Origin of the sequence: Noviherbaspirillum cavernae (genome assembly GCF_003590875.1) — a bacterium.
Classification (GTDB): Bacteria; Pseudomonadota; Gammaproteobacteria; order Burkholderiales; family Burkholderiaceae_D; genus Noviherbaspirillum; species Noviherbaspirillum cavernae.
Genome location: NZ_QYUN01000003.1, coordinates 157,447 through 184,128, shown reverse-complemented (window position 1 = coordinate 184,128; position 26,682 = coordinate 157,447). Strand labels below are relative to the sequence as shown.

Here is a 26,682-nt window from a genome sequence, read left to right as displayed (position 1 = left end):
GGTGCCTTTGTCAGATGGTCATGCTGCTTTCACTATAGGCATGTCCCTCTCTGATGCGTTTGAGCGATGAACCTCACCTTGATCAATATCAATATTCGACGTTGAGTCAGCGCCCTTGCTCGTGAAATAACGGCGATCAAGGGACGGAGATGAAACAAGGGCGGGAGACGAAGCTCCCGCCCGTTCCTGTTTTTCAACGGTTCAGAACTGTTCCCATTCATCGCCGCTGACTGCTTGCGCATTGGCGATACGCGCTGGTTTGGGCGCGTTGATGCCAACGCCGCCGATGCTCCGTTTTGCCGTGACCTTGGGAGTCAAGCGATTGACATTGGCTTTCACTTTCGCAAGGTCGACCGTTCGCCCGGCATTGGCAGACAGCCGCGCCTGGTGTCCATCCACCTTGAACACGCTGACCGTTTGCGCCAGCTTGCCGGCCTGTTCCTGCAAGGCCTCGGAGGCGGCGGCGGCTTCCTCCACCAGCGAAGCGTTCTGCTGCGTCACCTCGTCCATCTGGCTGATCGCCTGGTTGATCTGTTCGATGCCGGCGGTCTGCTCCTGGCTGGCGGCACTGATCTCACCCATGATGTCGGTCACGCGCTTGACGCTGTCGACGATCTCCTGCATCGTCGCGCCGGCCTCGTCGACCAGCTTCGCGCCGGTGTCGACCTTGTTGACCGAGTCGTCGATCAGGGACTTGATCTCCTTTGCCGCCGAAGCCGAGCGCTGCGCGAGACTGCGCACCTCCGATGCCACCACCGCGAAGCCGCGGCCCTGCTCGCCGGCGCGGGCCGCCTCGACCGCCGCGTTCAGTGCGAGGATGTTGGTCTGGAAGGCGATGCCATCGATTACGCCGATGATGTCCACGATCTTCTTCGACGACGCATTGATCGAGGCCATCGTGTCCACCACCTGGCCGACCACCGCGCCGCCCTTGCTCGCCACTTCCGAGGCCGACAGCGCGAGGCCGTTGGCCTGGCGCGCATTGTCGGCGTTCTGCTTGACGGTACTGGTCAGTTCCTCCATCGAGGAGGCGGTTTCCTCCAGCGAACTGGCCTGCTCCTCGGTACGCGAGGACAGGTCGAGGTTGCCGCTGGCAATCTGGTTGGAGGCGGTGGCGATGGTGTCGGTGCCGCTGCGCACCTCGCTGACGATGGTCACCAGGCTCTCGTTCATGTTCTTCAGTGCCACCAGCAGCTGGCCGGTCTCGTCCTTCGATTTGACCTCGATGCGGCTGGTGAGGTCGCCGGCAGCCACGGCCTGCGCCACGGTCACGGCTTCCTGCAGCGAGTTGGCGATCATGCGCGACAGCCACAGCGCCAGCACGAAGCCGAGCGCGATCGAGCCCACCAGCAGGGAGATGATCCAGATGCGCGAGGTCGCATAGAGTTCGTCGCCGAGGTCGCTGGCCTTGACACCGCTGTCCTCGTTGAATTGGACGATCTGTTGTATCTTGGCTTCCATTTCGCTGTACAGCTTCAATCCATCGCCCCGCATCAGTGCCGCGGCTTCCGCCGTATTCATCGCACGAGACAGGTCGATCGCGGTCTTTCGCTGCACCGTGTACGCTTCCCGCAGCTTGATGAACTCACCGTAGATCTTCTTCTCCTCCGGTTCGGACATGAGCGATTCATACTTCTGCAGGTCCTGCTGCAGCTTGTCCAGCATTTCTCCTATCGTCTTCTCGTATCTGTCCTTGGAGGCCATGTCGTCCGACATGATGTGTTGCAGGGTTGCCGAACGCAGCCGCGAGAGGCCGTATTTGATATCGCCTGCAGCCTTGATGGATGGCATCCAGTTGTCCGCCAGATCGGTGGCGGTCTGGTTCACCCGCTGCAGCTGGATGATGGAAAAGATGCCGAGGCATGCCGTCAGCAACAGCACGACAATGAACGACACAAGCAGCTTGGTCGCGATTTTCAGGTCATAAAACCATTTCATGATGTCTTCTCGATGTTGGAAACTGTAAAAGGGGAGGCTATGTGTCCGTTGGACGCTTACGCGGCAAGCTGTTCAATCAATCCCATTTCCGTACTCGACATGAGGCGGTCGATGTCGACCAGGATCACCATGCGCTGGTCGATGGTGCCCAGACCGATCAGGTAGTCGGTGTTGAGCGCGGTGCCCATCTCCGGCGCCGGCTTGATCTGCTCGGCGGGTAGCGTGATCACGTCCGACACGCTGTCGACCACCATGCCGACCACGCGCTCGCCGATGTTGAGGATGATGACGACCGTGAACTGGTCGTAGGTGGGCGTGCCGAGATTGAACTTGATGCGCATGTCGACGATCGGCACGATCACGCCGCGCAGATTGACCACGCCCTTGATGAACTCCGGCGCGTTGGCGATCTTCGTCACCGCGTCGTAGCCGCGGATTTCCTGCACCTTCAGGATGTTGATGCCGTATTCCTCGCTGCCGAGCTTGAATGCCAGTGCTTCGATCTGGCCTTGATTGTCTTGAACGTTTTCCATTGTTTGCATCCAGTGTTTGCCTGTGTCACCAACATGCCGGCGCAATCTTGTCGTCCTGACGCTGTCGCCGGTTCTCCCTGTAACGACGGCACGCCATGTGACTTGATAGATGAAACTGTTCATTCGCTGACGCCATGCGGCATCGGCTGGACATTTCGACAATGCGCACGGCTGTTCTCCTCAAGACGGCAATGCTTGATCAAGATCAAACAAATTGAAGTTGCGCTTTGCTACATTCGCTGCCGACAATGAAACGGGAGGAATCGAGATGCTGCAAACCGAATGCCGGTCACTGAACATCAGGGGCAAAGCCTTGCTGCCCATCGTGCAAGGCGGCATGGGCGTGGGCATTTCGGCGCACCGGCTGGCCGGCAGCGTGGCAAGGCAGGACGCGCTCGGCACCATCTCCAGCGTCGATCTGCGGCGGCATCATGCCGACCTGATGGCGCAAACCGGAAAGTCGCGCGACAAGGAATTGATCGACCGCGCCAACCTGATAGCACTCGACCGCGAGATCAAGGCAGCCAGAGTGCTCGCGGAAGGCAAGGGCATGATCGCGGTCAACATCATGCGCGCAGTGGCGGAGTACGCCGCGTATGTCAGGCAGTCCTGCGAGAGCGGTGCGGACGCGGTGGTCGTCGGTGCCGGCCTGCCGCTGGACTTGCCCGAACTGACGGCGGACCATCCGCAGGTCGCATTGATCCCGATCCTGTCCGACGTGCGCGGCATCTCCCTCGTGCTGAAGAAGTGGATGCGCAAGAATCGCCTGCCGGATGCCATCGTGATCGAGAATCCGCGCCACGCGGCCGGACATCTCGGCGCATCGCGGCTGGAGGACGTGAACGATCCGCACTTTGCATTTTCCGTGGTGATCGAGGGTACGCTGGAATTGTTCCGGCAACTGGGTATCGAGCGCGAGCGCATTCCGCTGATCGCGGCGGGCGGCGTGAACAGCCACGACACCGTGCGTGAATTGTTTGCGATGGGCGCGGCTGCCATCCAGCTCGGCACGGCATTCGCGGTGACGGCGGAAGGAGACGCGCAGCCCGCTTTCAAGAAGGTGCTGGCGCAGGCGAAGCCGGAAGACATCGTGACCTTCATGAGCGTTGCCGGATTGCCGGCGCGTGCGGTGCGCACGCCGTGGCTGGCGAACTATCTGGACAAGGAGGCGAAGCTGCAGAAGAAGGCAGGGCAGAAGCCATGCACCGTCGGCTTCGACTGCCTGCAGCAGTGCGGCCTGCGCGACGGCATCGGCAAGGCGGGGCAATTCTGCATTGACACGCAGCTTGCCTTCGCGCTGAACGGCGATATCAAGCGCGGCCTGTTCTTCCGTGGCTCGGAGCCGCTGCCGTTCGGCAGCGAGATCAGGTCTGTGGTCGAGCTGATCCGGTATCTGCTTTCGGGCGTGCGTCCGCCGTTGCCGGAGCCGTCTGCGGCGTAGGCGCGGCATCGCGCTTGTCGCGTGCATTGTTGACATGATGCTATGCGCGGCCCGCGCGACGTGAAACGGCGGCAGCAAGTCGCAGTGAACAAGCGTGTGCCGCAAAACCCATGCCGCCGATTTCGCATTCTGCAGAGCGCGATTCGACACATGCCGCCTGCCGGTTTTCCAGACGATGGCGCGGTGCACGCCCATCCGTTCGCGAGGATCAACCCGGCCATTTTTGACATGGATCAAGGTAGCGCCGCGTATCGCAAACGTACACTGCCTCCCGGTTGAACCATTCCCCACCCCGGGGACACGGCAGGAGTTGGCAACATGACATTCCACGCAGCACAGTCCGCGATTGCGCCCATCCAGTTCGATGCGCCGCTGATCCACAAGCTCTCGCAGCAGGGGCCGCGCTATACCTCGTACCCGACGGCGGATCGTTTCACCGAGGATTTCCGTTCCGGCGATTATCTGCAGGCGGTGTCCGGCGTGCGCGCAATGGGCGCACGCAATCCCTTGTCGCTGTATGTGCACATCCCGTTCTGCGATACCGTCTGCTATTACTGCGCCTGCAACAAGATCGTCACGAAGAACCGCGGCAAGGCCGACACCTATCTCGCCTATCTCAAGCGCGAGATCGACATGCAGGGGCGGCTGTTCGCCGGCATGAACCGGGTGGAGCAGATGCATTTCGGCGGCGGCACGCCGACCTACCTGAGCGACGCGCAGCTGGGCGACCTGCTGGCGCATCTGCGCCGCTGGTTCAGTTTTGCGGCGGACGGGGATGGCGAGTATTCGATCGAGATCGATCCGCGCACCGTCACGGCGGCGCGCATTCATTCGCTGCGCGCGCAGGGATTCAACCGCATCAGCCTCGGCGTGCAGGATTTCGATGCGGATGTGCAGAAGGCGGTCAACCGCATTCAGCCGGAAGAAAAGACGCTCGAAGCGATTCGCGCCGCGCGCGATGCCGGTTTCCGATCCGTCAGCATCGACCTGATCTACGGCCTGCCGAAGCAGTCCGTCGTCACGATGGAACAGACCCTGGCGAAGGTCATCGCCGCCGACCCGGATCGCATCTCGATCTACAACTATGCGCATCTGCCGCATCTGTTCAAGCCGCAGCGCCGCATCGACGAGGCGGAACTGCCGAGTGCCGAAACCAGAATCGACATGCTGTCGCTTTGCATCGAACGGCTGACCGGGGCCGGTTATGCGTATATCGGCATGGATCATTTCGCCAGACCGGGCGACGATCTGGCGATTGCGCAAAGGCAGGGACGATTGCATCGCAACTTCCAGGGGTACTCGACCCACGCCGAAGCCGAGATGGTGTCCTGCGGCGTGTCCGCCATCAGCTCGGTCGGCGGCACTTACAGCCAGAACGAAAAAACGCTGGATGCCTATTACGAGTGCATCGAGCAGGGCCGGCTGCCGATCACGCGCGGCATCCGGCTGGACATGGATGACCTGCTGCGTCGCATTGTCATCCAGACATTGATGTGCAACTTCGAGTTGTCGATCGCGTCTCTGGAGCTGGCTTATCCGATTGCGTTCACGGCGTACTTCGCGGAGGAAATGGACAAGTTGCGCTCGTTCGAGTCGGACGGTCTGCTGCAGATCGGCGATGAATGGCTGACCATCACGCCAAAGGGGCGTCTTCTGATCCGCAATATCTGCATGGTTTTCGACCGCTATCTGAACGGCAGGCAGGAGATGAAGCCGCAACGTCTGCGCTATTCGAAAACGATTTGAGACGACTGGAGGAATCGCGGTGAACCTTGTGCCCGTATTCATGATCGGCCTGCTGGGCAGCGTGCATTGCATCGGCATGTGCGGCGGCATCGTGAGTGCGCTGTCGATCGCGCCCGGCACGCGCAAGGTTTTTCCGGTCGCGCTGGCCGGCGGGTCCGGGATTGCCGCACCGACGGCCGTGCACGCCGATGTCATGCATGTCATTGCCTACAACGCCGGCAGGATCGGCAGTTACGCAATGGCGGGCGCAGTGGCGGGCGGTATTGCGCAAGGCGTGCGCGGACTGTCCGTGATGCCCTCGCTGCAGCTTGGCACGTACTGGCTTGCCAACCTGATGCTGATTGCACTCGGCCTGTATCTGATGGATGCATGGCACGGGCTGACGCGGCTGGAAGCCGCGGGCAGATTCGTCTGGCGTCGCGTGCAGCCGCTCACCGCGCGTTTGCTGCCGATGGACAATTCGCGCAAGGCGCTGGCCCTCGGCGCATTGTGGGGCTGGCTGCCGTGCGGCATGGTGTACAGCGTGCTGCTGACGGCGATGCTGAGCGGATCGGCATTGGATGGTGCGTTGGTGATGGCCGCGTTCGGTTTGGGAACGCTGCCGATGGTGGCGAGCATGGGCATGCTCGGCATGCGCCTGCAGGGCTGGCTGCGCCGACGCCGGGTGCGGGTGGCGAGCGGCCTGGTGATCCTGGCGTTCGGCATCGCGGGGTTGGCAAGGGCAGGCAGCGGCTTCACGGCGGACTGGCTCGAAGAGGTCTGCGTCAGCCCCTTGAGTTCCCATGCATCGGATCGGACAGAACAATGAACGCGATACAGGACACGATACAGGACACGACACAGGACACGACACAGGACACGACACAGGACACGACACAGGACACGACACAGGACACGACATGCTTTCATTGCGGCCTGCCGGTGCCGGCCGGCGCAACATGGTCAGTCAGCATCGGCGACACGGAGCGCCGCATGTGCTGCCCCGGCTGCGAAGCGGTGGCGCGCACGATTGTCGACAGCGGCCTGGGCGACTACTACCGGACCCGCAGCGGATTCTCCGCGTCTGCCGACAAGGAGGCGCTGGTGCCGCCGGAGCTGGCGCACTATGACCAGCCGGAAGTGATCGGACAGTTCGCGGAGCGATCCGGCGAGCAGGACGAGATGCGCGAAGCCACCTTTTCCGTCGAAGGCATCCGCTGCGCCGCATGCGTATGGCTGATCGAAAGGCGCTTGAAGCGCGTCGCCGGTCTGCAGAGCGCCAATCTGAACGTGGCGACCGAGCGGCTCCATGTGCGCTGGCGAAACGACCTGTGCAAGCCGAGCGACATCCTGAAGGCGGCGCGGGAGATCGGCTACACCGTCTATCCGTTCGACGCGGTACGGCACGAAGAGCAGTTGCGCCGCGAAAGCAGAACGCTGTTCAGGCAGATGTTTGTCGCCGCGCTGTCGATGATGCAGGTGATGATGTATGCGGTGCCGGCCTACATCGCCGACGACGGCACGCTGGACGCCGACATGGCGGGGTTGATGCGCTGGGCCAGCCTGCTGCTGACGGTGCCGGCGGTGTTCTACTCGGCGCTGCCGTTCTTCCGCGGCGCATGGGCCGACATGAAGAACCACGCACTGGGGATGGATGTGCCGGTCGCGCTTGGTATCGCCGCCGCGTTCGCGGCCAGCACAGTGGCGACATGGCGCGGGGAAGGCGAGGTGTATTTCGATACGGTGACGATGTTCATCTTCCTGCTGCTGTGCAGCCGCTATCTGGAATCCATCGCGCGGCGCAAGGCCGCTTCCGCGCTGGAAAAATTGCAACATGCTCTGCCCGCATCGGCGTCGCGCATGCCGGATTATCCGGCCAGCCGCGCGGTCGAATGCGTGCCGGCGGCACAGTTGTGCGAGCGCGATGTCATCCTGATCAAGCCGGGCGAGGCGATCGCCGCCGATTGCATGCTGCTCGACCCGAGCACGGCAATCGATGTGTCGCTGCTGACCGGCGAAAGCCAGCCGGTGCACAAGCTGTCGGGCGAGATTCTGCCGGGCGGGGCGGTCAACATGACGCAGCCGGTGGCCGCCCGCGTCGTCAAGCCGATGAGGGAAAGCACCTTGTCGATGCTGCTGAAACTGATCGACAAGGCAGGGCATGCGAAACCCCGCTTGTCGCTGTGGGCGGACAAGGTCGCGGCATGGTTCATCGCAGGACTGCTGCTGTTTGCCGCGTGCGTGTTCGTGCTGTGGCAGTGGCACGATCCTGCGCGCGCCTGGCCGATCGCGATTGCCGTGCTCGTGGTGTCATGTCCATGCGCGTTGTCGCTGGCGACGCCGACCGCACTGGCGGCGGCAACCGGCAGGCTGACGGGGCAGGGCGTGCTGGTGGTGCAGCCGCACGTCCTGGAAACCCTGCATCGCGCCACGCATGTCGTGTTCGACAAGACAGGCACGCTGACTGCCGGCAAACCGGTCCTGCGCAGCATCGAACGCTTCGGCACCATGCAATCCGCCGATTACCTGTCGATTGCGGCGGCACTGGAGACGAACAGCGACCATCCATTCGCCGCGGCGATCATCAATGCGGTACAGGGAGCTCCGGCCGCAAGACGGAACGCAAGCGAAGTGCGCTACGTGGCGGGGAAAGGGCTGGAAGGCATCGTCGATGGTATTCGCTATCGGCTCGGCAATGCCGGCTTTGTCGGGGAGCTCGCGGGCTCGCCGGCGAGAGGGCGTTCCGTCGCCGGCACGACCCAGGTGTATCTGGGCTGCGCCGATGGATGGCTCGCGCGGTTCGACCTGGTGGATGCGGTGCGCAGCGATGCAAGAAGCGTGGTCCAGCAGTTTCAATCCATCGGCAAGACCGTGGTTCTGTTGAGCGGCGATCAGGACGACATCACGCAGCACATCGCGCGCGAGCTTGGCATCGGCATTGCACACGGCGAGTGTCTGCCGCAGCAGAAAGTCGAATACGTGCAGCGCCTGCAGGCCGGCGGCGCGGTGGTTGCCATGACGGGCGACGGCATCAACGATGCCGCCGTCATGCGCGCCGCCGATGTGTCGTTTGCCATGGGCAGCGGCGCGGCGCTGGCGCAGACCCACGCGGACGCGGTCTTGCTGTCGGGGCGGCTGGTGTCGGTGTGGGAGGCGGCGGATATCGCATCGCGGACGATGTCCGTGATCCGGCAGAATCTGGCGTGGGCGATGCTCTACAACGCCGTCGCGATTCCCGCTGCGGCAATCGGCCTGCTCAATCCATGGCTGTCCGGCATCGGCATGTCGCTCAGTTCTGCCATCGTCGTCGTGAATGCCTTGCGTCTGCGCCGCGCACGCACGCTGCAGGAGAAACGTCGCCCCCGAGGCCATCCATCGACGCATCGCGTGCGAACACGTGAAAGGATCAGACACATGGAATCGCTCTACATACTGGTGCCCTTAAGCGTGCTGATCGTGTTCGTCGCGATCTGGGTGTTTTTCCGCATGTCGGACAGCGGGCAGTTCGATGACATGACGGGACCGGCCTTGCGTATTCTGCAGGATGACGATCGGCCCGAGGGCTAGCATTGACGTGATTTGCAACCGAGGCATCTTCGGCGCGGCGACCATGCGGGTGTTGGAGATTCCTCACGTTCGTTCGGAATGACAGCGTGGCGCGTTGCCTGTTCCTGATGCAAGCGCGCCGCACCAATACCCTCATCGACTCTTTCGTGCGCTCATCGCGCAAGGGTGGATCTCGTCTTTTCATTTCGCGATACGACTCGCAAAAGCGCGCTCGATGATATCCGCTGCGACGCATCGTCAAGTCCGGCATTTTTGACTCAGGTCAAAGTTTTTTCACATCCGAACTCGTAACCTCGCTTCCATCATTGATGGACACCTGGAGATCGTTTGTGAACAAGTCACTGGACTACAACTACAAGGTCGTGAAGCAGTTCACGATCGCGACCGTAGTGTGGGGCGTGGTCGGCATGCTGGTCGGCGTATTCATCGCCGCGCAACTGGCGTGGCCGGCGCTCAATTTCGATATCGCATGGTTGAGCTATGGACGCCTGCGTCCGCTGCACACCAATGCGGTCATCTTCGCATTCGGCGGTTGCGCATTGTTCGCGACTTCGTATTACGTGGTGCAGCGTACCTGCCAGGTGCGGCTGTTCTCCGACGCGCTGGCAGCCTTCACGTTCTGGGGTTGGCAACTGGTGATCGTCGCTGCCGCGATCACGCTGCCGCTGGGTTACACGCAGGGCAAGGAATACGCCGAACTCGAATGGCCGATCGATATTCTGATCGCGCTGGTGTGGGTGGCATATGCCTTCGTCTTCTTCGGCACGCTCATCAAGCGCAAGGTGTCTCACATCTACGTCGCCAACTGGTTCTACGGCGGCTTCATTCTCGCCGTGGCCCTGCTGCACATCATCAACAGCGCCGCGTTGCCGGTCTCCGCAGGCAAGTCGTACTCCGCCTATTCCGGCGTGCAGGACGCGATGATCCAGTGGTGGTACGGCCACAACGCCGTGGGCTTCTTCCTGACCGCCGGCTTCCTCGGCATGATGTATTACTTCATCTCCAAGCAGGCCGAGCGCCCGGTGTACTCCTACCGTCTGTCGATCGTCCACTTCTGGGCGTTGATCTTCACCTACATGTGGGCTGGCCCGCACCATCTGCACTACACCGCGCTGCCTGACTGGACACAATCGATCGGCATGGTGTTCTCGCTGGTGCTGCTGGCACCGTCGTGGGGCGGCATGATCAACGGCATGATGACCCTGTCCGGCGCATGGCACAAGCTGCGCACCGATCCGATCCTGAAGTTTCTCGTCGTCTCGCTGTCGTTCTACGGCATGGCGACCTTCGAGGGTTCGATGATGTCGATCAAGACGGTGAACGCGCTGTCGCACTACACCGACTGGACTGTCGGTCACGTGCATGCCGGTGCGCTGGGTTGGGTCGGCTTCATCACGATGGGTTCGATCTACTACCTGATCCCGCGCCTCGTCGGCAAGAGCGAGATGTGGAGCACGCGTCTGATCGATCTGCACTTCTGGGTGGCGACCATCGGCATCGTGCTGTACATCGCCTCGATGTGGATTGCCGGCGTGATGCAGGGCCTGATGTGGCGCGCGGTCAATGCCGACGGCACCCTGACCTACACCTTCGTCGAATCGGTCAAGGCAACGTATCCCTACTACGTCATCCGCTTTAGCGGCGGCCTGCTGTACCTCGTCGGCATGGTGCTGATGGCGTACAACATGACCATGACGATGCGCGACGGCAAGAGCGTGACCGCGCGCATTCCGCAACTCGTCCCGGCGAATGCCTGAATCTGGAGTAATCGATGAAGTTTTCACATGAATGGATTGAAAAGAATCCCTGGCTGCTGCTGGTGATGGTGGTGCTGGTGGTCAGTGTCGGCGGACTGGTCGAGATCGTGCCGCTGTTCTTTCAGAAATCGACGACCGAACCGGTGGCCGGTCTGAAGCCGTACTCGGCCCTGCAACTGGCTGGCCGCGACGTCTATGTGCGCGAGGGTTGCTACAACTGCCATTCGCAGATGATCCGGCCGTTCCGCGCCGAGACCGAGCGTTACGGTCACTATTCCGTCGCCGGCGAATTCGTCTATGACCGTCCGTTCCAGTGGGGCTCCAAGCGTACCGGCCCGGATCTGGCGCGCGTCGGCGGTCGCTACAGCGACGAATGGCATCGGGTGCATCTGAACAACCCGCGCGATGTGGTGCCGGAATCGAACATGCCCGGCTATCCGTGGCTGGCGACGGCCAAGCTCAATCCGCTGGAGGGCGCGTCGAAGATGCGGGCGCTGAAGAAGCTGGGGCATCCGTACACGGAAGAAGAGATCGGGCAGGCGGCGCAGACGCTGGCCGACAAGACCGAACAAGATGCCTTGATCGCATATCTCCAGGGCATGGGCACACAGATCAAGGCAAAGAGGTAATGATGAATTTCGACAATCTGATTTTTGATGCGCGCAGCTTTGTGACGGTGGCGAGCTTCCTCTCCTTCCTCGGCATCGTCTGGTGGGCCTACAGCGGCCGGCGCAAGGCAGACTTCGCGGAAGCGGCCAACCTGCCGTTCGCCGACGACGACATGGATGCACGGAACACGGAGCAGGGTCATGGCTGATTTCACAAACGATTTCTGGAGTGCCTACATCGCCTTGCTGACGCTGCTCGGTCTTGCCGGCTGCGGCATCCTGTTGTGGGCGCAATCCAAGGTGAAAATACCGGTCTCGAAGGACGGCAAACAGCAGACTACCGGTCACAACTGGGACGAAGGGCTGGAAGAGCTGAACAACCCGATGCCGCGCTGGTGGATGTGGATGTTCTACATCAGCATCGTGTTCAGCGTCGTTTATCTGGTGCTGTATCCGGGGCTTGGTGCGTTTGCCGGCAAGCTTGGCTGGGAGTCAACTGGCCAATATCAGGCGGAACTGAAGAAGGCCGATGCCGACTACGGTCCATTGTTCGCCAAATATCAGCAGCAGGACATCAAGACCGTCGCTGCCGATCCGCAGGCGCGCGCCATCGGCGAGCGATTGTTCCTGACCTATTGCGCCCAGTGCCACGGCTCGGATGCACGCGGCAGCAAGGGCTTTCCGAACTTGACCGACCGCGACTGGCTGTACGGCGGCGAGCCGGGCGTGATCAAGACCACGATCATGGAAGGGCGGCACGGACAGATGCCGTCGATGGCGGCGGCGCTCGGCTCGGACAAGGATGTGGAGAACGTCGCGCATTACATATTGAGTTTCTCCGGCTCGGCGATGTCCGATCCGATCAAGGCCGCGTTCGGCAAGGGCAAGTATGGCGCGTGCGCCGCCTGTCATGGTGCGGACGGCACGGGCAACCAGGCGCTCGGCGCGCCGAACCTTGCAGACAAGGTCTGGCTGTATGGCGGCAGTTCCGAATCGGTGATGGAAACCATCCGCAAGGGCCGCGACAACACCATGCCGCCATTCAAGAATTTCCTTGGTGAAGCGAAGGTGCATGTGCTGTCTGCCTATGTCTGGAGTCTGTCCAATGACACGACCAGTCTGGCGCGGAAGTAGTCAGGTGGATAGCTGTCTCGTCATTCCGGCGAAGGCCGGGATGACGACCGCTTTGCGGCACCTTTACCCGTTTTTCAAATCATCAATAGACGTAACGAGATTGCAATGAGCGAAGCTGCTCCGGAATTTTCCGTCATCAAGATGTACGCCGCGCGCGAGGAAATCTATCCGCGCGAGATCAAGGGCTGGTATGCGAACTGGCGCTGGGTCTGCGTCTGGCTGACGCAACTGGTGTTCTACGGCTTGCCGTGGCTGTCGTGGAACGGGCGGCAGGCGATCCTGTTCGACCTCGGCGCACGCAAGTTCTACATCTTCGGCGTGGTGCTGTGGCCGCAGGATTTCATCTATCTCGCCGCGCTCCTGATCATCTGCGCGTACGCGCTGTTCCTGTTCACGGCGGTGGGCGGGCGCCTGTGGTGCGGCTACGCATGTCCGCAAACGGTCTATACCGAAATCTTCATGTGGATGGAGCGCAAGATCGAGGGCAACCGCAGCGCGCGCATGCGCCTGGACAGGCAGCCATGGTCGCTTGAAAAGCTCGCCCGCAAATCCGCCAAGCACGCCGCATGGGGCGCGGTCGCGCTGTGGACCGGTTTCACCTTCGTCGGCTACTTCACGCCGATTCATATTCTGTGGGGTGCAGCAGGGACATTGACACTGGGGCCGTGGGAATGGTTCTGGGTGCTGTTCTACGCCTTCGCGACCTACGGCAATGCCGGCTGGATGCGCGAGCAGGTGTGCAAGTACATGTGTCCGTATGCGCGCTTCCAGAGTTCGATGTTCGACCAGGACACGCTGATCATCACCTACGACCAGGAACGCGGCGAACCGCGCGGAGCATGGAAAAAGTCGGGGAGCAAGCCGGCGCAGAAGACAGTACAGGGCGACTGCATCGATTGCACGATGTGCGTGCAGGTCTGTCCGACCGGAATCGATATCCGCAACGGCCTGCAGTACGACTGCATCGGTTGCGCGGCCTGCATCGATGCCTGCGATTCGGTGATGGACAAGGTCGGCACGCCGCGCGGCCTGATTCGCTACGCGACGGACAACGCCATCAAGAACCATCTGTCGCCAAGGCAGATCTGGCAGCGCGCGCTGCGGCCGCGAGTGCTGGTGTACACCGGCATCCTGCTATTGATCGTGACGGCCTTCCTCGGCTCGCTGGTGACCCGCACGCCGCTCAAGCTCGACGTCATCCGCGACCGCGGCTCGATGGGGCGCGAAGTCGAGGACGGCATCATCGAGAACGTCTATCGCCTGCAGATCATGAACACCGATGAGCGCGTGCATCGATACCGGATCTCGGTATCCGGGATCGATTCGATCACGCTGGCGACGCCGGATATCGTGGAACTGAAGGGAACCGAGGCGCGCGCCGTGCCGGTGCGGGTGCGCGTGGCACACGGCATGGGTGAAAAGGGTTCGAACAGGATCATGTTCAAGCTCGAGGCGCTGGATGATGCGGCGCTGCAAGTGAAGGAAAATGCGGTGTTTTTCGTGCCGCGCTGAGAGCTTTTTTCAGAATAAGGGCGTCTAACAAAATGAAGCGAAGCGGTTCTGAGTAGGGTTGAGCAGGGAATTCGGGCAGCCTGCTGCCCGCCTGCGTAACGGCACAGGCATGCAAGCCTGTGCGCGCCCTGCAAGGGTGCCGCCGCAGACAGTACGACTGTACGGCAAGGCGGCGCAACACCCTCAGAATCATTTTGTTAGACGCACGAAGGGATCGCAATGCAAACCACAAACTCCATGCCGTGTGTCACTGCCGGCACTGAAAAACCCTGGTACGCCCATCGCTGGCCGTGGCTGTTGATGCTCGGCCCCGTGCTGGTCATCCTCGCAGGCATTCACACGACATGGCTGGCGTTCTCGCAGCCGGACGCACTGGTGGTGGATGACTATTACAAGCAGGGCAAGGCGATCAATCAGGACTTGCGGCGCGATCGCCTGGCGCAAGGTCTTGGCATGGCGATACAGCTGCGCTACGACGCCGAGGCCGGTCGACTGCAGGGCAAGGTTTCAAGCCGCGTGCCGCAGCAGGGGAACATCCTGATCAAGCTGGTTCATTCGACGCAGCCCGACAAGGACATCGCGCTGCACGCGACGCCGGATGCACAGGGCGGTTTTTCCGTGGCATTGCCGATGCTCGACATCGCGCGCTGGCAAGTGGTGGTCGAAGGCGAGCGCCGCGACTGGCGTCTGCACGGGGTATGGCCATGGCCGCAGCAGAAGGAAATGGATATCAGGACGGACACGGCGCTGGCAGGGTAGACGTCACGGAATTTTCATCCCGGCGAAGACCGGAACCTATCCGTCGCAGCCGGATGGCACGGCGGATTACAAGCAGAAAAAAAGGAGGAGATATATGGTGCGACTCGTGATGGTCGTTTTGTGGCCGTCTTTTCTCGTGGCGATCGTCGCGGAAGGCTTCTTTTTCTCGCTGTTCGATCCGCGCGACCTGTCGGTGGCGGGCAACCATGTCGAGGCGCCGCTCGCTGCCGTCTATACCGTCGGATTCTTCTGCTTCTGGCTGTTCTGCGCGCTGGCGAGCATGCTGACCTGCTATTTGATGAGTGTGCCGGACAACCAGCGCAGCCGGCTTTGACAGGTGTTTAACTGCAGGTTTCGGTGCCGGCCGCCAGTGCCTTCACGATCGGAAGATCGACGATCTCGAGCTCGCGGTTGCTGACCTTCAGCAGACCGCGTTTCTTGAACTTCGACAGCAGGCGGCTGATGCTTTCGATCGTCAGGCCGAGATAGTTGCCGATTTCCTCGCGGCTCATGCGCAACTGAAAACTGGTGGACGAGTAGCCGCGCGCCGCATAGCGCGACGAGAGGTTCACGAGAAACGCGGCAAAGCGCTGCTCCGCCCGCATATTGCCCAGCAACAGCATGACGCTCTGCTCGCGCGTGATTTCCTGGCTCATCATGCGATGGAAGTGGCGCAGCAGCGTCGGCATGTCGCTGAACAGATTCTCCAGCCGCGCAAATGGAATCTCGCATACCTCGCTGTCTTCCAGCGCGACCGCATTGCAATGATGGCGATCGGTGCTGATCGCATCCATGCCGAGCAATTCGCCGGCCATCTGAAAACCGGTGATCTGCTGGTCGCCGTCGGGATTGATCTGATACGTCTTGAAGTGGCCGAGGCGGATCGCGTACAGGTTGGTGAACGGATCGCCGACCCGGTACAGGGTGCTGTCGCGTACTACCTTGCGGCGGCGGCCGATGATCTGATCCAGCCGGTTCATGTCCGCTTCGTCCAGTCCCATCGGCAGACACAGTTCGTGCATGCTGCATGCCGAGCAGCGGTTGCGCAATTCCTCGACGCTCAATGAGGCATAGGCGGAGGAGGGATCGGGACTGACGATGGGGATGGAATTTGACATGGCTGGAAAATGGGACATTGCGCGGCGGGCGCGATGTCTTAAGAGTCTTGTATACAGGATGCTGCCTGCAGCTACTTTAACGTAAAAGCGCACGCTTGTCCGTCTGGCAGGCAGGAGGGAAGCGATAGATCAATTGGCAACCGCAGGCGAAAACGGCATCGGCAATGCAATGCGCTGCAACCGAGCAAAGAGTTCTAAGAACTTGTTTACGATCCCTTCAATCACGATAATGTGAGGATGAAGAGAAAACGATACGCGAGCGATATCAGCCGAGAGAAGTTTGAAGAAATTGAGCCGCTGCTGCGTAGCGTGCGGCGGCGCACGAAGCCAACGACGGTGGATCTGTATGAAGTGTTCTGCGCGGTGCTGTATCTGCTACGTACGGGGTGCCAGTGGAGGTTTCTGCCGAGTGAATTTCCGAAGTGGCAAATAGTCTATGCCTACTTCTCCAAGTGGAGCCAGCCCGACCAGCACGGCGTGAGCGTGCTGGAGCGGGCATTAAAAAAATCAGGTTGGCGCGGCCCGCGAGAGACTGGGGCGCAACGCCAAGCCGACGCTGTTGATCGTGGACGCGCAGAGCGTGAAGAACTCGGACACGGCCGGTAACAAAGGCTATGACGCAGGCAAGAAGGTTTCGGGCATCAAGCGCCATATCGGCGTGGACACGCAGGGACTGCCTCACGCCATTGCCGTGACGACGGCCGACGTGACCGACCGCAAGGGCGCGCTGCAGGCGATGCAGCGTGGCAAGGACCGTCTGGACAAGGTGCAAGCGTGCTGGCCGACAGCGGCTATGTGGACGAACCCTTTGCCCAAGGGGTGCGGGACACCTTGGGAGAGGCGGTCACGGTGCAAATCGCCAAGCGCAGTGAGTTGCACAAGTTCGCAGTGATCCCCAAACGGTGGGTGGTCGAACGCAGCTTTGCCTGGCTGGAGAAAAACCGCCGCTTGTGGAAAAACTGCGAACGTTGGCTCAATACCAGCTTGCAGTTCATCCACCTGGCCTTCTTGGCGATTCTGCTCAGAAGATCGTAAATACTTTCTAAGAACATCGAGCGCGTTGCGCGTCGGAAGCTGCTGATGATTCATGCAGCGACCATGCTGGATACGCTGAAAGTCCCTCCGGGGCTCCGATTGGAGCCACTGTACGGTGATCGCAAAGGACTGTACAGCATCCGAATCAACGACCAGTGGCGCGTTTGCTTTCGATGGGCCGACGATGGCGTATATGACGTAGAAGTCGTGGATTACCACTAGGAGTAAATGATGGCAAAGAAACTGGATGAAATTCACCCCGGCGAGATTCTGGTGGAAGAATTCGTCAAGCCGATGGAAATAACCAATGCACGGTTGGCGTCGGATATCTGCCGTCCTACAGCCTGGAATTGAACCCGGACGAACTGTTGAATGCCAATTTGAAAGAAGCCGTCACCAAGAAGGCGCCTGTGCGCCACAAGGGAGATTTGAAAAAAGTCGTCATCCGGCATCTGCGCAGAATTAGCAATTCACCGAATCGCGTGAAAAAGTACTTTCAACATGCGCCAGTGAAGTACGCCGCTTGACTTATAGCGAGTTGAACAAACCTATGCCGGATCAATAAAGCGGCGCGCCGGGCATGGCGCAAGGTTCGCGACTATCCTGAAAAAGACCGGCGGTATTCTTCCGTTTGGTACACTTATCCACAGCGGCATAGTCAAAGTGCCGCAACCGGCCCTGGGTCAAATTTCAATCGGCCCTGGGTCAAAATTCAATCGGCACGAACAGGCCAGCAGACCCTTTTCAGTAAATAAGCCTTCCACTGGACGTAATGACCGACAAATCGACGAAGCGCGAGCCGGTATGGTTGTCAGGCGAGAAACTCAGCAAAAAGCCTCCCAAGTCGATGTTCTGCATTTGCTCCAGCCCTCTGCGCACACCTTCTGCCGAAGCGTCTTTCGACTTCCTGATTGCTTCGTAGATCAGCCTGGCGCTCACATAGCCTTCGAGATTGAAGTAGGTGGGGGGCTGCGTTGTGCCGCCGAATTTCTCGTAGTCGTCTTGGAAGGAGCGAATCAGCGGCAGGATAGTTTTGTTCAGATTTGGCATCACCTGCACGATGCCAATGCCGGCAGCATTCCTCTGACCCAATGCATCGATCAGCATCTGATGATCGGTATATGACAAGGTATACACGGGCGAGCGAACTCCGGCCTGCCGGATGGCGACCACCGTTTCCACTACTGCCTTCGGCGGGGCAAAGACGATGATTGCCTGCTGGGGATGCGACTTCAATGCCGCAATCACCCCGCTGAAATCGGTCGAGGGCGCGATTTTGAAGATCGGCTTGCAGTCCGCCTTGGCCCCATGTCCGGCAAGGGCCTTTTCCGCCAGATCGCCCGCCTGCAGCCCGAACGGATTTTCGGACATGACGATGCAGATGTCGCGGTAACCTACGGTCACCAATTGCCTCGTCAGCGCCGTGATCTGATCCCGGTCGCCGGCACGGAAGTGAAAGATATTCCTCTGCAGCACGCGGGACGAAATCGGGCTCGGCACCGCGCCAACGATAGGCAGAGAGGCCCTGTCCAGTATTCCGCTCTTGATGACCGAGAGCAGTCCTGCGGAACCGGTGGTCGGCAACAGCGCGGAAGCCTTGCCGATCATCGCACCGACCAGTCGCAAGGTCTCGGCAGGGTTGTATTTGTCGTCTGCTGTCACGATTCTGAATTTCCGGCCTTCGTAGCCTCCTTTTTCGTTCACATTGTCAAAGAATATCTTCGCGCCGAGATGAAGGTCGTTCGCGTCCTTGGAAACCGGGCCGGTGTACCCGGACACATGGCCTATCAGAATGTCTTCTGCCCAGCCTGGCTGCACACCGCACAGAAGCGCCGCCACCGGCAGCAGGAGCTTGATCAGGATTCCATTGCGCATCTTCCTCTCCTTTGAACGAATTGAATGAAGCGGGAACGATATGCGGCTTGCGCCTTGCAGCCCATCCCGAACCCAGGCGCGCGCCATCGTGGGACTTGTTCAGCGTAGCCTTATCGCTTGTAACAGCCGCAAATGAGCAGAATGTCATTGACGCGTTCCACGTAGGCGGCCTTTTGCATGATTTCCTTCGTGACCGGATGCGGGAATTTGTACTCGACCCAACCGCTGCCCGGTCCTCGCCCGACTGCATTCATCTCCTTGACGAAGAACTTGCCGCCGGCATCTTTCTGTTCCATGTTGCTGGCGCCGTACTGGCGCGCGTTGGCGCCGTGGGCAAGCCGGTTGCCATTGAGATCGTTGACGACCAAGTAGAGATCGCGATCGATGAACCGCCCCTTGGAGAAGCGATTGACTTCATCGATCAGTGCCTGTGCGCCGTGCTGCCGTACAAAGGCGGCTGCTTCCTTGATCATTGCGACCGCATCATCGGCATTGCCGAATTCGCGTGCGCCGAGGTCGAACGATGCCACCGCCTGCGTCAATGCTATGGCCTGCTCATGCAAGCTGGCCGCGGCCCTCGACGCATCTTCGCCCAAGGCTGCGTTCTTCTGCGTCATGCCGTCGAGTTGGATGACGGCGTGGTTGACCTCCTCGATACCGCTGCTCTGCTCCCGGCTCGCATCCGCGATTTCCTTCACGATGGCGGCGACATGCCGCACGGACGTGGCGATGTCGCCCATCGCGCTGCCGGCATCATCGACCAGCCGGACGCCGGTATCGACCTTCTCGACGGAATCCTTGATCAAGTCCTTGATTTCCCTGGCGGCCTGCGCGGAGCGCTGCGCCAGGCTGCGCACTTCGGCTGCCACCACCGCGAAGCCGCGGCCCTGCTCGCCGGCCCGTGCCGCTTCCACCGCCGCATTCAAGGCAAGGATGTTGGTCTGGAAGGCGATGCCATCGATCACGCCAATGATGTCGGCGATTTTCTTCGAGCTATCCTTGATTGAAGTGATCGTGGCGATCACCCGGTCAACAGCCTCGCCGCCGCGATGCGCATGGGCTGCGGCCGAATCGACCATGTGCCGAGCGGTTTCTGCGTGGTCTGCATTCCGGCGGACGGTGGCGGTGAGCTCTTCCATCGACGAGGCGGTTTCTTCCAGCGAGCTGGCCTGCGTCTCGGCGTGAGAGGCGAGGGCGGCGCTGTCGGCATTGATCTGGCCCGAGGTGGTCGCCACTGCCACGGTGCCGGAACGGACTCCGGCGATGACCTTGAACATCCGTTTGCCGATCTCTACCAATGCGTTCTGCACATCGCCGATCTCGTCAACACGCCTGGAGCCGAGTTCGGCCGTCAGATCGCCGGCCGCCAGCCGGGCAGCATCGGTTCTTAGTTGCCGCAAAGGGTGCAGGACGCTGCGCACGCCCAGCAGGGCCGAAACAAGACTCACCACGAGGCAAGCCAGGCCGGCGCACGCCACCGCAGCACGCGCTGCATCGGGTGCAACGCTCAGAGCAACAGCGGTCATGCCAGCCAGGGCCAGCAGCATCGAGCCGAACGCCAGGCCCAGACGAACGCTCAATTTCATGTGCTTGAGTCGCATGACGTCTCCCTCGTTTTCTTTTTATGTGGATCGAACTCCGGCCACGACATGGGGCAACATCGCCCTGCCCAGGCCGCCTGATCTGTATCGTCGTCTCTACTGGCCGGCCATCGCGACGTATTTGATCTGAAGATAATCCTCCAGACCGTACTTCGAGCCCTCCCTGCCCAGACCGGAATTCTTGATGCCGCCGAACGGGGCTACCTCGGTGGAAATCATGCCGGTGTTGACGCCCACCATTCCGTATTCCAGCTTGCGCGATACGCGCCAGGCGCGCCCGTGATCCCGGCTGTAGAAGTAGGCGGCGAGGCCGTATTCGCTGTCGTTGGCCATCGCGATCGCTTCCTGTTCGGTCTTGAAGCGGAACAATGGGGCGACCGGCCCGAAGATCTCTTCCCGCGCCAGGTGCATATCCGGTGTCGCGTCAGCCAGCACCGTCGGCTCGTACCAGGTGCGGCCCAGCGCATGCCGGCGGCCGCCTGCCAGTGGCCGTGCGCCCTTTCCGATTGCGTCGTCAACCAGCGCCTCCACCTTGGCGAGTGCACGCTCGTCGATCAGAGGTCCCTGTACCACGCCATCGTCGATACCCTTGCCGACCTTCAGCGCCCGTACTGCCTCGGCGAGTCGGTTGGCGAACGCCTCGAACACACCGTCCTGCACCAGGAAGCGATTGCTGCATACGCAGGTCTGGCCCGCGTTGCGGAATTTGGAGGCAAGCGCTCCGGCCACCGCCGCATCCAGATCGGCATCGTCAAAAACGATGAACGGCGCGTTGCCGCCCAGTTCCAGCGATACCTTCTTTACCGTTTCCGCGCATTGCCGCATCAGCAGCCGTCCGGTCGCGGTCGAGCCGGTGAAGCTGAGCTTGCGCACCAGCGGACTGGATGTGAGGGCGCCGCCGATGGCACGTGCATCGCCGGTAACCACGTTGAACACGCCCGGCGGAATGCCGGCGCGCACGCCGAGTTCGGCCAATGCGAGCGCGGACAATGGCGTCTGCTCGGCCGGCTTGGCCACCATCGTGCAGCCGGCTGCGAGTGCGGGCCCTGCCTTGCGGGTGAGCATCGCCATCGGAAAATTCCACGGCGTGATTGCCGCGCAAACGCCGACCGGCTCCTTGGTGACGACGATGCTGCTGTCGGGGAAAGGCGAAGGGATCACGTCGCCGTAGGCGCGCTTGCCTTCCTCGGCGAACCATTCCAGATAGGAAGCCGCGTAGGCGATCTCGCCCTTCGCCTCCGCCAGCGGCTTGCCCTGCTCAGCCGTCATCAGCCGCGCCAGGTCATCCTGGTTTTCCATCAGCAGCTCGAACCAGCGGCGCAGGATGCGACTGCGCTCGACCGCCGGACGCGCCGCCCATGCCGGGAATGCCGCCTGCGCCGCCGCGATCGCGCGCTGCGTCTCCGACTCACCGCAGTACGGCACTGAAGCGATCGTCTCGCCGGTAGCCGGATCGGTCACATCCAGTGTTTCGCCGCAGTCCGCAGCACTCCAGTTACCGCCGATATAGCAGTGCTGACGCAGCAGGGATGCATCTTTCAATTGCAACATGTTTGTTTCCTTAGTATGCCGCGCCGGTCTTGACCATCGTTTGCGTCCTGAATGAAGACACAAGGCCGATCGCCGCATTGCGCAGGATCAGCGTATCGACGCCGACCGAGAAAAAGCGCGCGCCGCTCGCCTGATAGAGACGTCCCGTGGCGACGTCCGACGCGAACACGCCGGGCGCCTTGCCGGATGCTGCGATCCGCGCCAATGCCTTCTCGATCGCGCTTTTGATGTCGGCATGGCCCGGATTGCCGAGATGCCCCATCGATGCGGCAAGGTCGGACGGCCCGAGAAACACGCCATCGATGCCATCGACTTGCAGGATGTCGTCGAGCGCGTCCAGTCCGGCCTGCGACTCCACCTGCACGATCAGGCAGGTTTCGGCATCGACCTGCTGCAGATAGTTGGCCACGCCGTTCCAGCGCGCGCCGCGTTCGAGCGCCGTGCCGACGCCGCGAATGCCGACCGGCGGATAGCGCGTTGCCTGCACCAGCGTGCGCGCCTGCTCCGCGCTGTGCACCATCGGCACCAGCAGGGTCTGCACGCCGATGCCGAGCAGTTGCTTGATCAGTGCGACGTCATGACTGGGCGGGCGCACCACGGCCTGTACCGGATACGGTGCCATCGCCTGCAGCTGCGCCTGGATCGAGCGCAGGTCGTTGGGACCGTGCTCGCCGTCGATCAACAGGAAATCGAAACCGCAGCCGGCGAGAATTTCCGTCGATAGCGGATTGGCAAGGCCGAGAAAGAGGCCGATTTGCGTCTGTTGCGCGGCGAGCGCGCGCTTGAATGAATTGAGTGGCATGTCCATGCTGATTTTCCTTAAGAGCGTCTAACAAAATGAAGCGAAGCGGTTCTGAGTAGGCGCGCCGCCGCAGACAGTACAGTTTGTACGGCAAGGCGGCGCAACACCCTCAGAATCATTTTGTTAGGTGCTCTAAACGATGCGGAAGGCGATTTGCCCGAGCGGGCCATAATCTGCCTGAAAATTGTCGCCCGGCACGGCCAGCACTGGCCGCGTGAACGAGCCAGCCAGCACCACGTCGCCGGCGTTGAGTTGCTCGTCATGCGGCGCAATCTTGTTCGCCAGCCATGCCACGCCGGTGGCAGGGTGATTCAGCACCGCCGCGGCCACGCCGGTTTCCTCGATCACGCCATTTTTATAGAGCATCGCACTGATCCAGCGCAGATCGATGTCATGCGGCCGAACCGGGCGGCCACCGAGCACGACGCCTGCATTGGCCGCAAAATCGGAGATGGTGTCGAATACCTTGCGCGGCGCTTTCGTTTCGCGGTCGAACTGTTCGATGCGGGCATCGATGATCTCGATTGCCGGCGTGACATATTCGGTCGCGGCCAGTACGTTGAACAAGGTGATGCCCGGTCCCTTGAGCGGCTTGCCGAGGATGAAAGCCAGTTCGACTTCGATGCGCGGCGCGATGAAGCGCGAAAACGGAATGTCGGTGCCAGACTCGAAGAACATATCGTCCAGCAAGGGCGCGTAATCCGGCTCGGTGATCTGCGAGGAAATCTGCATCGCGCGCGAGGTCAGGCCGATCTTGCGGCCCTTGATTACGCGTCCCTCTGCCAGCTTCAGCTTGACCCATTCACGCTGGATCGCGTAGCCATCCTCGATGGTCATGGCGGGATGCGCCTGGGAAAAGTGGCGCAACTGCGTGCGCGCCTTTTCGGCACGATGCAATTGATGGGCCAGATCTTGAATCACATTGGTTGGCAGCATTGGTCTTCTCGGTGAATTCGGTGATGGTTGCTGGATCAGGAGCGGCGATAACGCGCATGCAGGTTGTTGTGCTTCCAGGTGCCCGCTTCGCTGAATTTGGCGATTTCGAGCGATAGCGCCAGGCCCATGCTGTCGTACAGGGCGGCGAAGTGCGTCTTCATCGTGTCGAACAGCGCGTTTCCGGTGATTTGCCGCACCGCTTCGCTGCGTCCGCTGCCGATCTTCAACGTGGCGTGCACGAAGGCCGCATCGGCTGCGCCATCGGCGATGCAATATTCATCGACCGCGATTGCGCGCACGCGCACGCCGCCGATCGGATAGACAGGTTTGCCGTCGGCTTGCTGCGCGACCAGGCAGCTTGCAAGCTTGGCGCACAAGGCCGATAGCTCGCCCGTCGCTTTCAAATTGCCGGAATATTCGAGTGTCAGATGAGGCATCGCAGGTTCCTTGCGTCGTGGTCAAAGCGGAAAGACTGCATTGATCTGCCCGGTGCCGGAGCTGCCGAAGTAGGGCGTCACGATTTCGGCCTTGCCGGTATATTCTTCCGCGCCCAGCACGCCGAGCAGCATCGCGGTGTCGTGCATGAATCCTTCGCCATGGCACTTGTAGGCGTACTCCGGCAGCATGCCGACGAAGGTTTTCCAGTCGCCGTTCTTCCACATTTCGACCACGTGATGGTCGGTGGCTTCGAGGAAGGGATTCCAGACCTTGTGCATGAATTGTTCGGCGACGCCGTTCTGCGCGAAGCGATGCGAGAGAGAACCGCTGGCGAAGACCGCCACCGTGCCGTCGTATTTTTCCTCGATGGCATGGCGCACGGCGCGCCCCAGCGCAATGCTGTCCTCTAGGCTGTGCACGGTGCACAGGGCCGATACCGACACCACGCGGAAGTGGCGGTCGGAGTTCATGTAGCGCATCGGCACCAGCGTGCCGTATTCCAGCTGCAGCGTGGTCGCATCATGCGCGCGGGTGTGGACGCCGCCGGCGGTCGCTTCTTCCGCCAGCAGCTTCCCGAGCACCGGATTGCCGTCGTAGGCGAACGGCATGTTCTTGATGAAATGCGGCAATTCGTTGCTGGTGTAGATGCCTTCGAAGTGCGGCGCGCAATTGACGTGGTAGCCGGAATTGACCAGCCAGTGCGTGTCGAACACGACGATGGTATCGACCCCGAGTGCGCGGCAGCGGCGGCCGATCTCGATATGGCCGTCGATGGCGGGCTGGCGGCAACCCTTGTGCGGACCGTCCTGCTCGGACAGGTACAGCGACGGTACGTGAGTGATTTTTGCAGCGAGTGCGAGCTTGCCCATGTTGCAGTCTCCTTGTCAGAATATTCAAACGCCCCAGCGCGGAATCGGATGCCCGCCCAGCGACATGCAGACGTTCTTCGCCTCGGCAAAGACTTCGAAGCTCCAGTGTCCGCCCTCGCGGCCGGTGCCCGATGCCTTGGTGCCGCCGAAGGGTTGGCGCAGGTCGCGCACGTTCTGGCTGTTGACGAACACCATGCCAGATTCGATGCCGCGCGCCATGCGCAAGGCGCGGCCGGTGCTTTCGGTCCACACATAGGACGACAGGCCGTAGGCGACATCGTTCGCGATCTGCAGCGCCTGCGCCTCGTCCTTGAAGCGGATCAGGCAAGGTACCGGTCCGAAAATTTCTTCCTGTGCGATCCGCATGAGGTTGTCGACATCGGCGAATACCGTGGGCTGTACCCAGAAACCGTTGCGGAATTTTTCCGGCACCTCCGGCGTGCAGCCGCCGAACACCACGCGCGCGCCTTCCTGTTTGCCGAGTTCGATGTAGCTGGTGACCTTTTCCCAATGGTCGCGGCTGATCATGGGGCCGATGATGGTATCGGGATCGAGCGGATCGCCGACCTTGAGGCGCGACGCACGCGCGGCGAAGTCGGCGACGAAGCGGTCGTAGATCGACTCTTGAATCAGGATGCGCGAGCCTGCCGTGCAGCGTTCGCCATTGTTGGAGAAGATCATGAACACGGCCGCATCGAGCGCACGTTCGTAGTCGGCGTCATCGAAGATGATGAAGGGAGATTTGCCGCCGAGTTCCATCGAGTATTTTTTCAGGCCGGCATTCTGGATGATGCGGGTGCCGGTTGCGGTGCTTCCGGTAAACGAAATCGCGCGCACATCGGGATGGCGCACCAGCGCGTCGCCGACGGTTGCGCCGTAGCCCTGCACCACGTTCAGCACTCCGGCGGGGATTCCTGCCTCCAGCGCGAGTTCCGCCAGGCGGTCGGCGGTCATCGGTGACAGTTCGCTCATCTTGAGAACGGCAGTGTTGCCAAGCGCGAGGCAGGGCGCGGTCTTCCATGTCGCGGTCATGAACGGCACGTTCCACGGCGAGATCAGCGCACAGACGCCGACCGGCTGGAACATCGTGTAATTCAGATGCGTGTCATCGGACGGGTAGCAATCGCCATCCATGCGCGTGCAGACTTCCGCGAAGAAGTGGAAGTTGTCGGCTGCGCGCGGCACCAATGCCTTCTTTGTCTGGCCGATTACCTGGCCGGTGTCATTCGTTTCCATCTCGGCGATTTCCGGCACGTTCTTCGTGATGAGTTCGCCCAGGTTGCGCATCAGCTTCGCGCGCTCGGCCGCCGGTTTCGCGGCCCATGCAGGGAAGGCGTCCTTGGCCGCCTGCACTGCCGCTGCAATTTCTTCCGCGCCGCCGGCTGCGACTTCGGCCAGCACTTCGTTGGTGGCCGGATTGCGCGTCTCGAATACCTCGCGGCTTTCGACGCGCTTGCCGTTGATCATGTGTTTCAGCATGTTG

25 protein-coding genes and 1 pseudogene are annotated in these 26,682 nt (G+C 61.2%); 15 read left to right on the top strand and 11 right to left on the bottom strand.

Annotation, left to right across the window (positions count from 1 at the left end; genetic code table 11):
• Positions 1 to 201 precede the first annotated feature (201 nt).
• Both D3870_RS19405 and D3870_RS19400 read right to left on the bottom strand, forming a co-directional pair.
• A complete protein-coding gene (locus D3870_RS19405) occupies positions 202 to 1,938 on the bottom strand; it encodes a methyl-accepting chemotaxis protein (RefSeq protein ID WP_119742641.1) in 1,737 nt (578 codons plus the stop codon).
• 56 nt (positions 1,939 to 1,994) lie between these two features.
• The gene (locus tag D3870_RS19400; protein WP_199710824.1) at positions 1,995 to 2,471 is read right to left on the bottom strand and encodes a chemotaxis protein CheW; all 477 of its coding nucleotides are present in this window, start codon (positions 2,469 to 2,471) and stop codon (positions 1,995 to 1,997) included.
• A 268-nt stretch (positions 2,472 to 2,739) separates the two neighbouring features.
• Here D3870_RS19400 and D3870_RS19395 point away from each other — a divergent pair, with 268 nt between their 5' ends.
• The 11 genes from D3870_RS19395 to D3870_RS19340 all read left to right on the top strand — a co-directional run bounded on the left by D3870_RS19395 (position 2,740) and on the right by D3870_RS19340 (position 15,308).
• Positions 2,740 to 3,912, top strand: a complete 1,173-nt coding sequence (locus D3870_RS19395; RefSeq protein WP_119743146.1) for an NAD(P)H-dependent flavin oxidoreductase — start codon at positions 2,740 to 2,742, stop codon at positions 3,910 to 3,912.
• A 318-nt stretch (positions 3,913 to 4,230) separates the two neighbouring features.
• A complete protein-coding gene (gene hemN, locus D3870_RS19385) occupies positions 4,231 to 5,658 on the top strand; it encodes an oxygen-independent coproporphyrinogen III oxidase (protein WP_119742635.1) in 1,428 nt (475 codons plus the stop codon).
• Between the two features lie 19 nt (positions 5,659 to 5,677).
• Positions 5,678 to 6,466 carry a sulfite exporter TauE/SafE family protein gene (locus D3870_RS19380; protein ID WP_422879672.1) on the top strand — a complete coding sequence of 263 codons (789 nt, stop codon included), beginning with the start codon at positions 5,678 to 5,680 and terminating at the stop codon, positions 6,464 to 6,466.
• Positions 6,463 to 9,204: a cbb3-type cytochrome oxidase assembly protein CcoS gene (gene ccoS / locus D3870_RS19375; RefSeq protein WP_119742632.1), complete on the top strand. Its 2,742-nt coding sequence runs from the start codon at positions 6,463 to 6,465 to the stop codon at positions 9,202 to 9,204. The genes D3870_RS19380 and ccoS overlap by 4 nt, the downstream gene beginning before the upstream one ends.
• 329 nt (positions 9,205 to 9,533) lie before the next feature.
• Entirely contained in the window at positions 9,534 to 10,961 is a 1,428-nt protein-coding gene (ccoN, locus tag D3870_RS19370) for a cytochrome-c oxidase, cbb3-type subunit I (RefSeq protein WP_119743145.1), read from the top strand.
• 14 nt (positions 10,962 to 10,975) lie between these two features.
• Positions 10,976 to 11,590 (top strand): cytochrome-c oxidase, cbb3-type subunit II, encoded by a 615-nt coding sequence (ccoO, locus tag D3870_RS19365; protein WP_119742630.1) that lies wholly within the window; start codon positions 10,976 to 10,978, stop codon positions 11,588 to 11,590.
• Entirely contained in the window at positions 11,590 to 11,778 is a 189-nt protein-coding gene (locus tag D3870_RS19360) for a cbb3-type cytochrome oxidase subunit 3 (RefSeq protein WP_340638456.1), read from the top strand. The genes ccoO and D3870_RS19360 overlap by 1 nt, the downstream gene beginning before the upstream one ends.
• Positions 11,771 to 12,703: a cytochrome-c oxidase, cbb3-type subunit III gene (gene ccoP / locus D3870_RS19355; RefSeq protein WP_119742628.1), complete on the top strand. Its 933-nt coding sequence runs from the start codon at positions 11,771 to 11,773 to the stop codon at positions 12,701 to 12,703. The genes D3870_RS19360 and ccoP overlap by 8 nt, the downstream gene beginning before the upstream one ends.
• 105 nt (positions 12,704 to 12,808) lie before the next feature.
• Complete coding sequence (ccoG, locus tag D3870_RS19350; protein ID WP_119742626.1) at positions 12,809 to 14,215, top strand: cytochrome c oxidase accessory protein CcoG; 1,407 nt, start codon at positions 12,809 to 12,811, stop codon at positions 14,213 to 14,215.
• A gap of 219 nt (positions 14,216 to 14,434) precedes the next feature.
• Entirely contained in the window at positions 14,435 to 14,974 is a 540-nt protein-coding gene (locus tag D3870_RS19345) for a FixH family protein (RefSeq protein ID WP_119742624.1), read from the top strand.
• A 94-nt stretch (positions 14,975 to 15,068) separates the two neighbouring features.
• The gene (locus tag D3870_RS19340; protein ID WP_119742622.1) at positions 15,069 to 15,308 is read left to right on the top strand and encodes a hypothetical protein; all 240 of its coding nucleotides are present in this window, start codon (positions 15,069 to 15,071) and stop codon (positions 15,306 to 15,308) included.
• A 7-nt stretch (positions 15,309 to 15,315) separates the two neighbouring features.
• On the opposite strand, the gene fnr is transcribed toward D3870_RS19340, so the two are convergent.
• A complete protein-coding gene (gene fnr, locus D3870_RS19335) occupies positions 15,316 to 16,092 on the bottom strand; it encodes a fumarate/nitrate reduction transcriptional regulator Fnr (RefSeq protein ID WP_119742620.1) in 777 nt (258 codons plus the stop codon).
• Between the two features lie 237 nt (positions 16,093 to 16,329).
• Between fnr and D3870_RS23110 the strand changes: the two are divergent.
• The 4 genes and pseudogenes from D3870_RS23110 to D3870_RS22420 all read left to right on the top strand — a co-directional run bounded on the left by D3870_RS23110 (position 16,330) and on the right by D3870_RS22420 (position 17,654).
• Positions 16,330 to 17,127 (top strand): annotated as a pseudogene (locus tag D3870_RS23110) (IS5 family transposase).
• The gene (locus D3870_RS19325) at positions 17,128 to 17,349 is read left to right on the top strand and encodes a type II toxin-antitoxin system RelE/ParE family toxin (RefSeq protein ID WP_242490145.1); all 222 of its coding nucleotides are present in this window, start codon (positions 17,128 to 17,130) and stop codon (positions 17,347 to 17,349) included.
• 9 nt (positions 17,350 to 17,358) lie between these two features.
• Entirely contained in the window at positions 17,359 to 17,481 is a 123-nt protein-coding gene (locus D3870_RS23105) for a helix-turn-helix domain-containing protein (protein WP_277986377.1), read from the top strand.
• Positions 17,478 to 17,654 (top strand): hypothetical protein, encoded by a 177-nt coding sequence (locus tag D3870_RS22420; protein ID WP_158590522.1) that lies wholly within the window; start codon positions 17,478 to 17,480, stop codon positions 17,652 to 17,654. The genes D3870_RS23105 and D3870_RS22420 overlap by 4 nt, the downstream gene beginning before the upstream one ends.
• A gap of 217 nt (positions 17,655 to 17,871) precedes the next feature.
• Here D3870_RS22420 and D3870_RS19315 read toward each other — a convergent pair whose 3' ends face one another.
• From D3870_RS19315 to hpaE, 8 genes are all read right to left on the bottom strand, one after another.
• Entirely contained in the window at positions 17,872 to 19,002 is a 1,131-nt protein-coding gene (locus D3870_RS19315; protein WP_158590521.1) for an ABC transporter substrate-binding protein, read from the bottom strand.
• A gap of 110 nt (positions 19,003 to 19,112) precedes the next feature.
• Positions 19,113 to 20,603, bottom strand: coding sequence for a methyl-accepting chemotaxis protein (locus tag D3870_RS23100; protein WP_158590520.1), 1,491 nt, complete (start codon positions 20,601 to 20,603; stop codon positions 19,113 to 19,115).
• A gap of 96 nt (positions 20,604 to 20,699) precedes the next feature.
• On the bottom strand, positions 20,700 to 22,154 hold the full coding sequence (locus tag D3870_RS19305) for an NAD-dependent succinate-semialdehyde dehydrogenase (RefSeq protein WP_119742614.1): 1,455 nt from the start codon (positions 22,152 to 22,154) through the stop codon (positions 20,700 to 20,702).
• A gap of 10 nt (positions 22,155 to 22,164) precedes the next feature.
• The gene (locus D3870_RS19300) at positions 22,165 to 22,962 is read right to left on the bottom strand and encodes an aldolase/citrate lyase family protein (protein ID WP_119742612.1); all 798 of its coding nucleotides are present in this window, start codon (positions 22,960 to 22,962) and stop codon (positions 22,165 to 22,167) included.
• A gap of 126 nt (positions 22,963 to 23,088) precedes the next feature.
• Positions 23,089 to 23,892: a 2-oxo-hept-4-ene-1,7-dioate hydratase gene (hpaH, locus tag D3870_RS19295; protein WP_119742610.1), complete on the bottom strand. Its 804-nt coding sequence runs from the start codon at positions 23,890 to 23,892 to the stop codon at positions 23,089 to 23,091.
• Positions 23,893 to 23,927: 35 nt separating this feature from the next.
• Positions 23,928 to 24,329, bottom strand: coding sequence for a 5-carboxymethyl-2-hydroxymuconate Delta-isomerase (locus D3870_RS19290; protein ID WP_119742608.1), 402 nt, complete (start codon positions 24,327 to 24,329; stop codon positions 23,928 to 23,930).
• 21 nt (positions 24,330 to 24,350) lie between these two features.
• Positions 24,351 to 25,199, bottom strand: coding sequence for a 3,4-dihydroxyphenylacetate 2,3-dioxygenase (gene hpaD / locus D3870_RS19285; protein ID WP_119742606.1), 849 nt, complete (start codon positions 25,197 to 25,199; stop codon positions 24,351 to 24,353).
• A gap of 24 nt (positions 25,200 to 25,223) precedes the next feature.
• Entirely contained in the window at positions 25,224 to 26,678 is a 1,455-nt protein-coding gene (gene hpaE / locus D3870_RS19280; protein WP_119742604.1) for a 5-carboxymethyl-2-hydroxymuconate semialdehyde dehydrogenase, read from the bottom strand.
• Positions 26,679 to 26,682: the final 4 nt, after the last annotated feature.

Excerpts from the sequence above, each read along its gene's own strand:
- D3870_RS19395 (WP_119743146.1), top strand. The coding sequence starts at position 2,740 with ATGCTGCAAACCGAATGCCGGTCACTGAACATCAGGGGCAAAGCCTTG.
- ccoP (WP_119742628.1), top strand. The coding sequence starts at position 11,771 with ATGGCTGATTTCACAAACGATTTCTGGAGTGCCTACATCGCCTTGCTG.
- ccoG (WP_119742626.1), top strand. The coding sequence starts at position 12,809 with ATGAGCGAAGCTGCTCCGGAATTTTCCGTCATCAAGATGTACGCCGCG.
- hpaH (WP_119742610.1), bottom strand. The coding sequence starts at position 23,892 with ATGCTGCCAACCAATGTGATTCAAGATCTGGCCCATCAATTGCATCGT.
- hemN (WP_119742635.1), top strand. The coding sequence starts at position 4,231 with ATGACATTCCACGCAGCACAGTCCGCGATTGCGCCCATCCAGTTCGAT.
- hpaE (WP_119742604.1), bottom strand. The coding sequence starts at position 26,678 with ATGCTGAAACACATGATCAACGGCAAGCGCGTCGAAAGCCGCGAGGTA.
- D3870_RS19340 (WP_119742622.1), top strand. The coding sequence starts at position 15,069 with ATGGTGCGACTCGTGATGGTCGTTTTGTGGCCGTCTTTTCTCGTGGCG.
- D3870_RS19315 (WP_158590521.1), bottom strand. The coding sequence starts at position 19,002 with ATGCGCAATGGAATCCTGATCAAGCTCCTGCTGCCGGTGGCGGCGCTT.
- ccoS (WP_119742632.1), top strand. The coding sequence starts at position 6,463 with ATGAACGCGATACAGGACACGATACAGGACACGACACAGGACACGACA.
- D3870_RS23105 (WP_277986377.1), top strand. The coding sequence starts at position 17,359 with ATGGCAAAGAAACTGGATGAAATTCACCCCGGCGAGATTCTGGTGGAA.
- D3870_RS19305 (WP_119742614.1), bottom strand. The coding sequence starts at position 22,154 with ATGTTGCAATTGAAAGATGCATCCCTGCTGCGTCAGCACTGCTATATC.
- hpaD (WP_119742606.1), bottom strand. The coding sequence starts at position 25,199 with ATGGGCAAGCTCGCACTCGCTGCAAAAATCACTCACGTACCGTCGCTG.
- fnr (WP_119742620.1), bottom strand. The coding sequence starts at position 16,092 with ATGTCAAATTCCATCCCCATCGTCAGTCCCGATCCCTCCTCCGCCTAT.
- D3870_RS19345 (WP_119742624.1), top strand. The coding sequence starts at position 14,435 with ATGCAAACCACAAACTCCATGCCGTGTGTCACTGCCGGCACTGAAAAA.
- D3870_RS23100 (WP_158590520.1), bottom strand. The coding sequence starts at position 20,603 with ATGCGACTCAAGCACATGAAATTGAGCGTTCGTCTGGGCCTGGCGTTC.
- D3870_RS19300 (WP_119742612.1), bottom strand. The coding sequence starts at position 22,962 with ATGGACATGCCACTCAATTCATTCAAGCGCGCGCTCGCCGCGCAACAG.
- D3870_RS19290 (WP_119742608.1), bottom strand. The coding sequence starts at position 24,329 with ATGCCTCATCTGACACTCGAATATTCCGGCAATTTGAAAGCGACGGGC.
- D3870_RS19400 (WP_199710824.1), bottom strand. The coding sequence starts at position 2,471 with ATGGAAAACGTTCAAGACAATCAAGGCCAGATCGAAGCACTGGCATTC.
- D3870_RS19360 (WP_340638456.1), top strand. The coding sequence starts at position 11,590 with ATGATGAATTTCGACAATCTGATTTTTGATGCGCGCAGCTTTGTGACG.
- ccoO (WP_119742630.1), top strand. The coding sequence starts at position 10,976 with ATGAAGTTTTCACATGAATGGATTGAAAAGAATCCCTGGCTGCTGCTG.
- D3870_RS19405 (WP_119742641.1), bottom strand. The coding sequence starts at position 1,938 with ATGAAATGGTTTTATGACCTGAAAATCGCGACCAAGCTGCTTGTGTCG.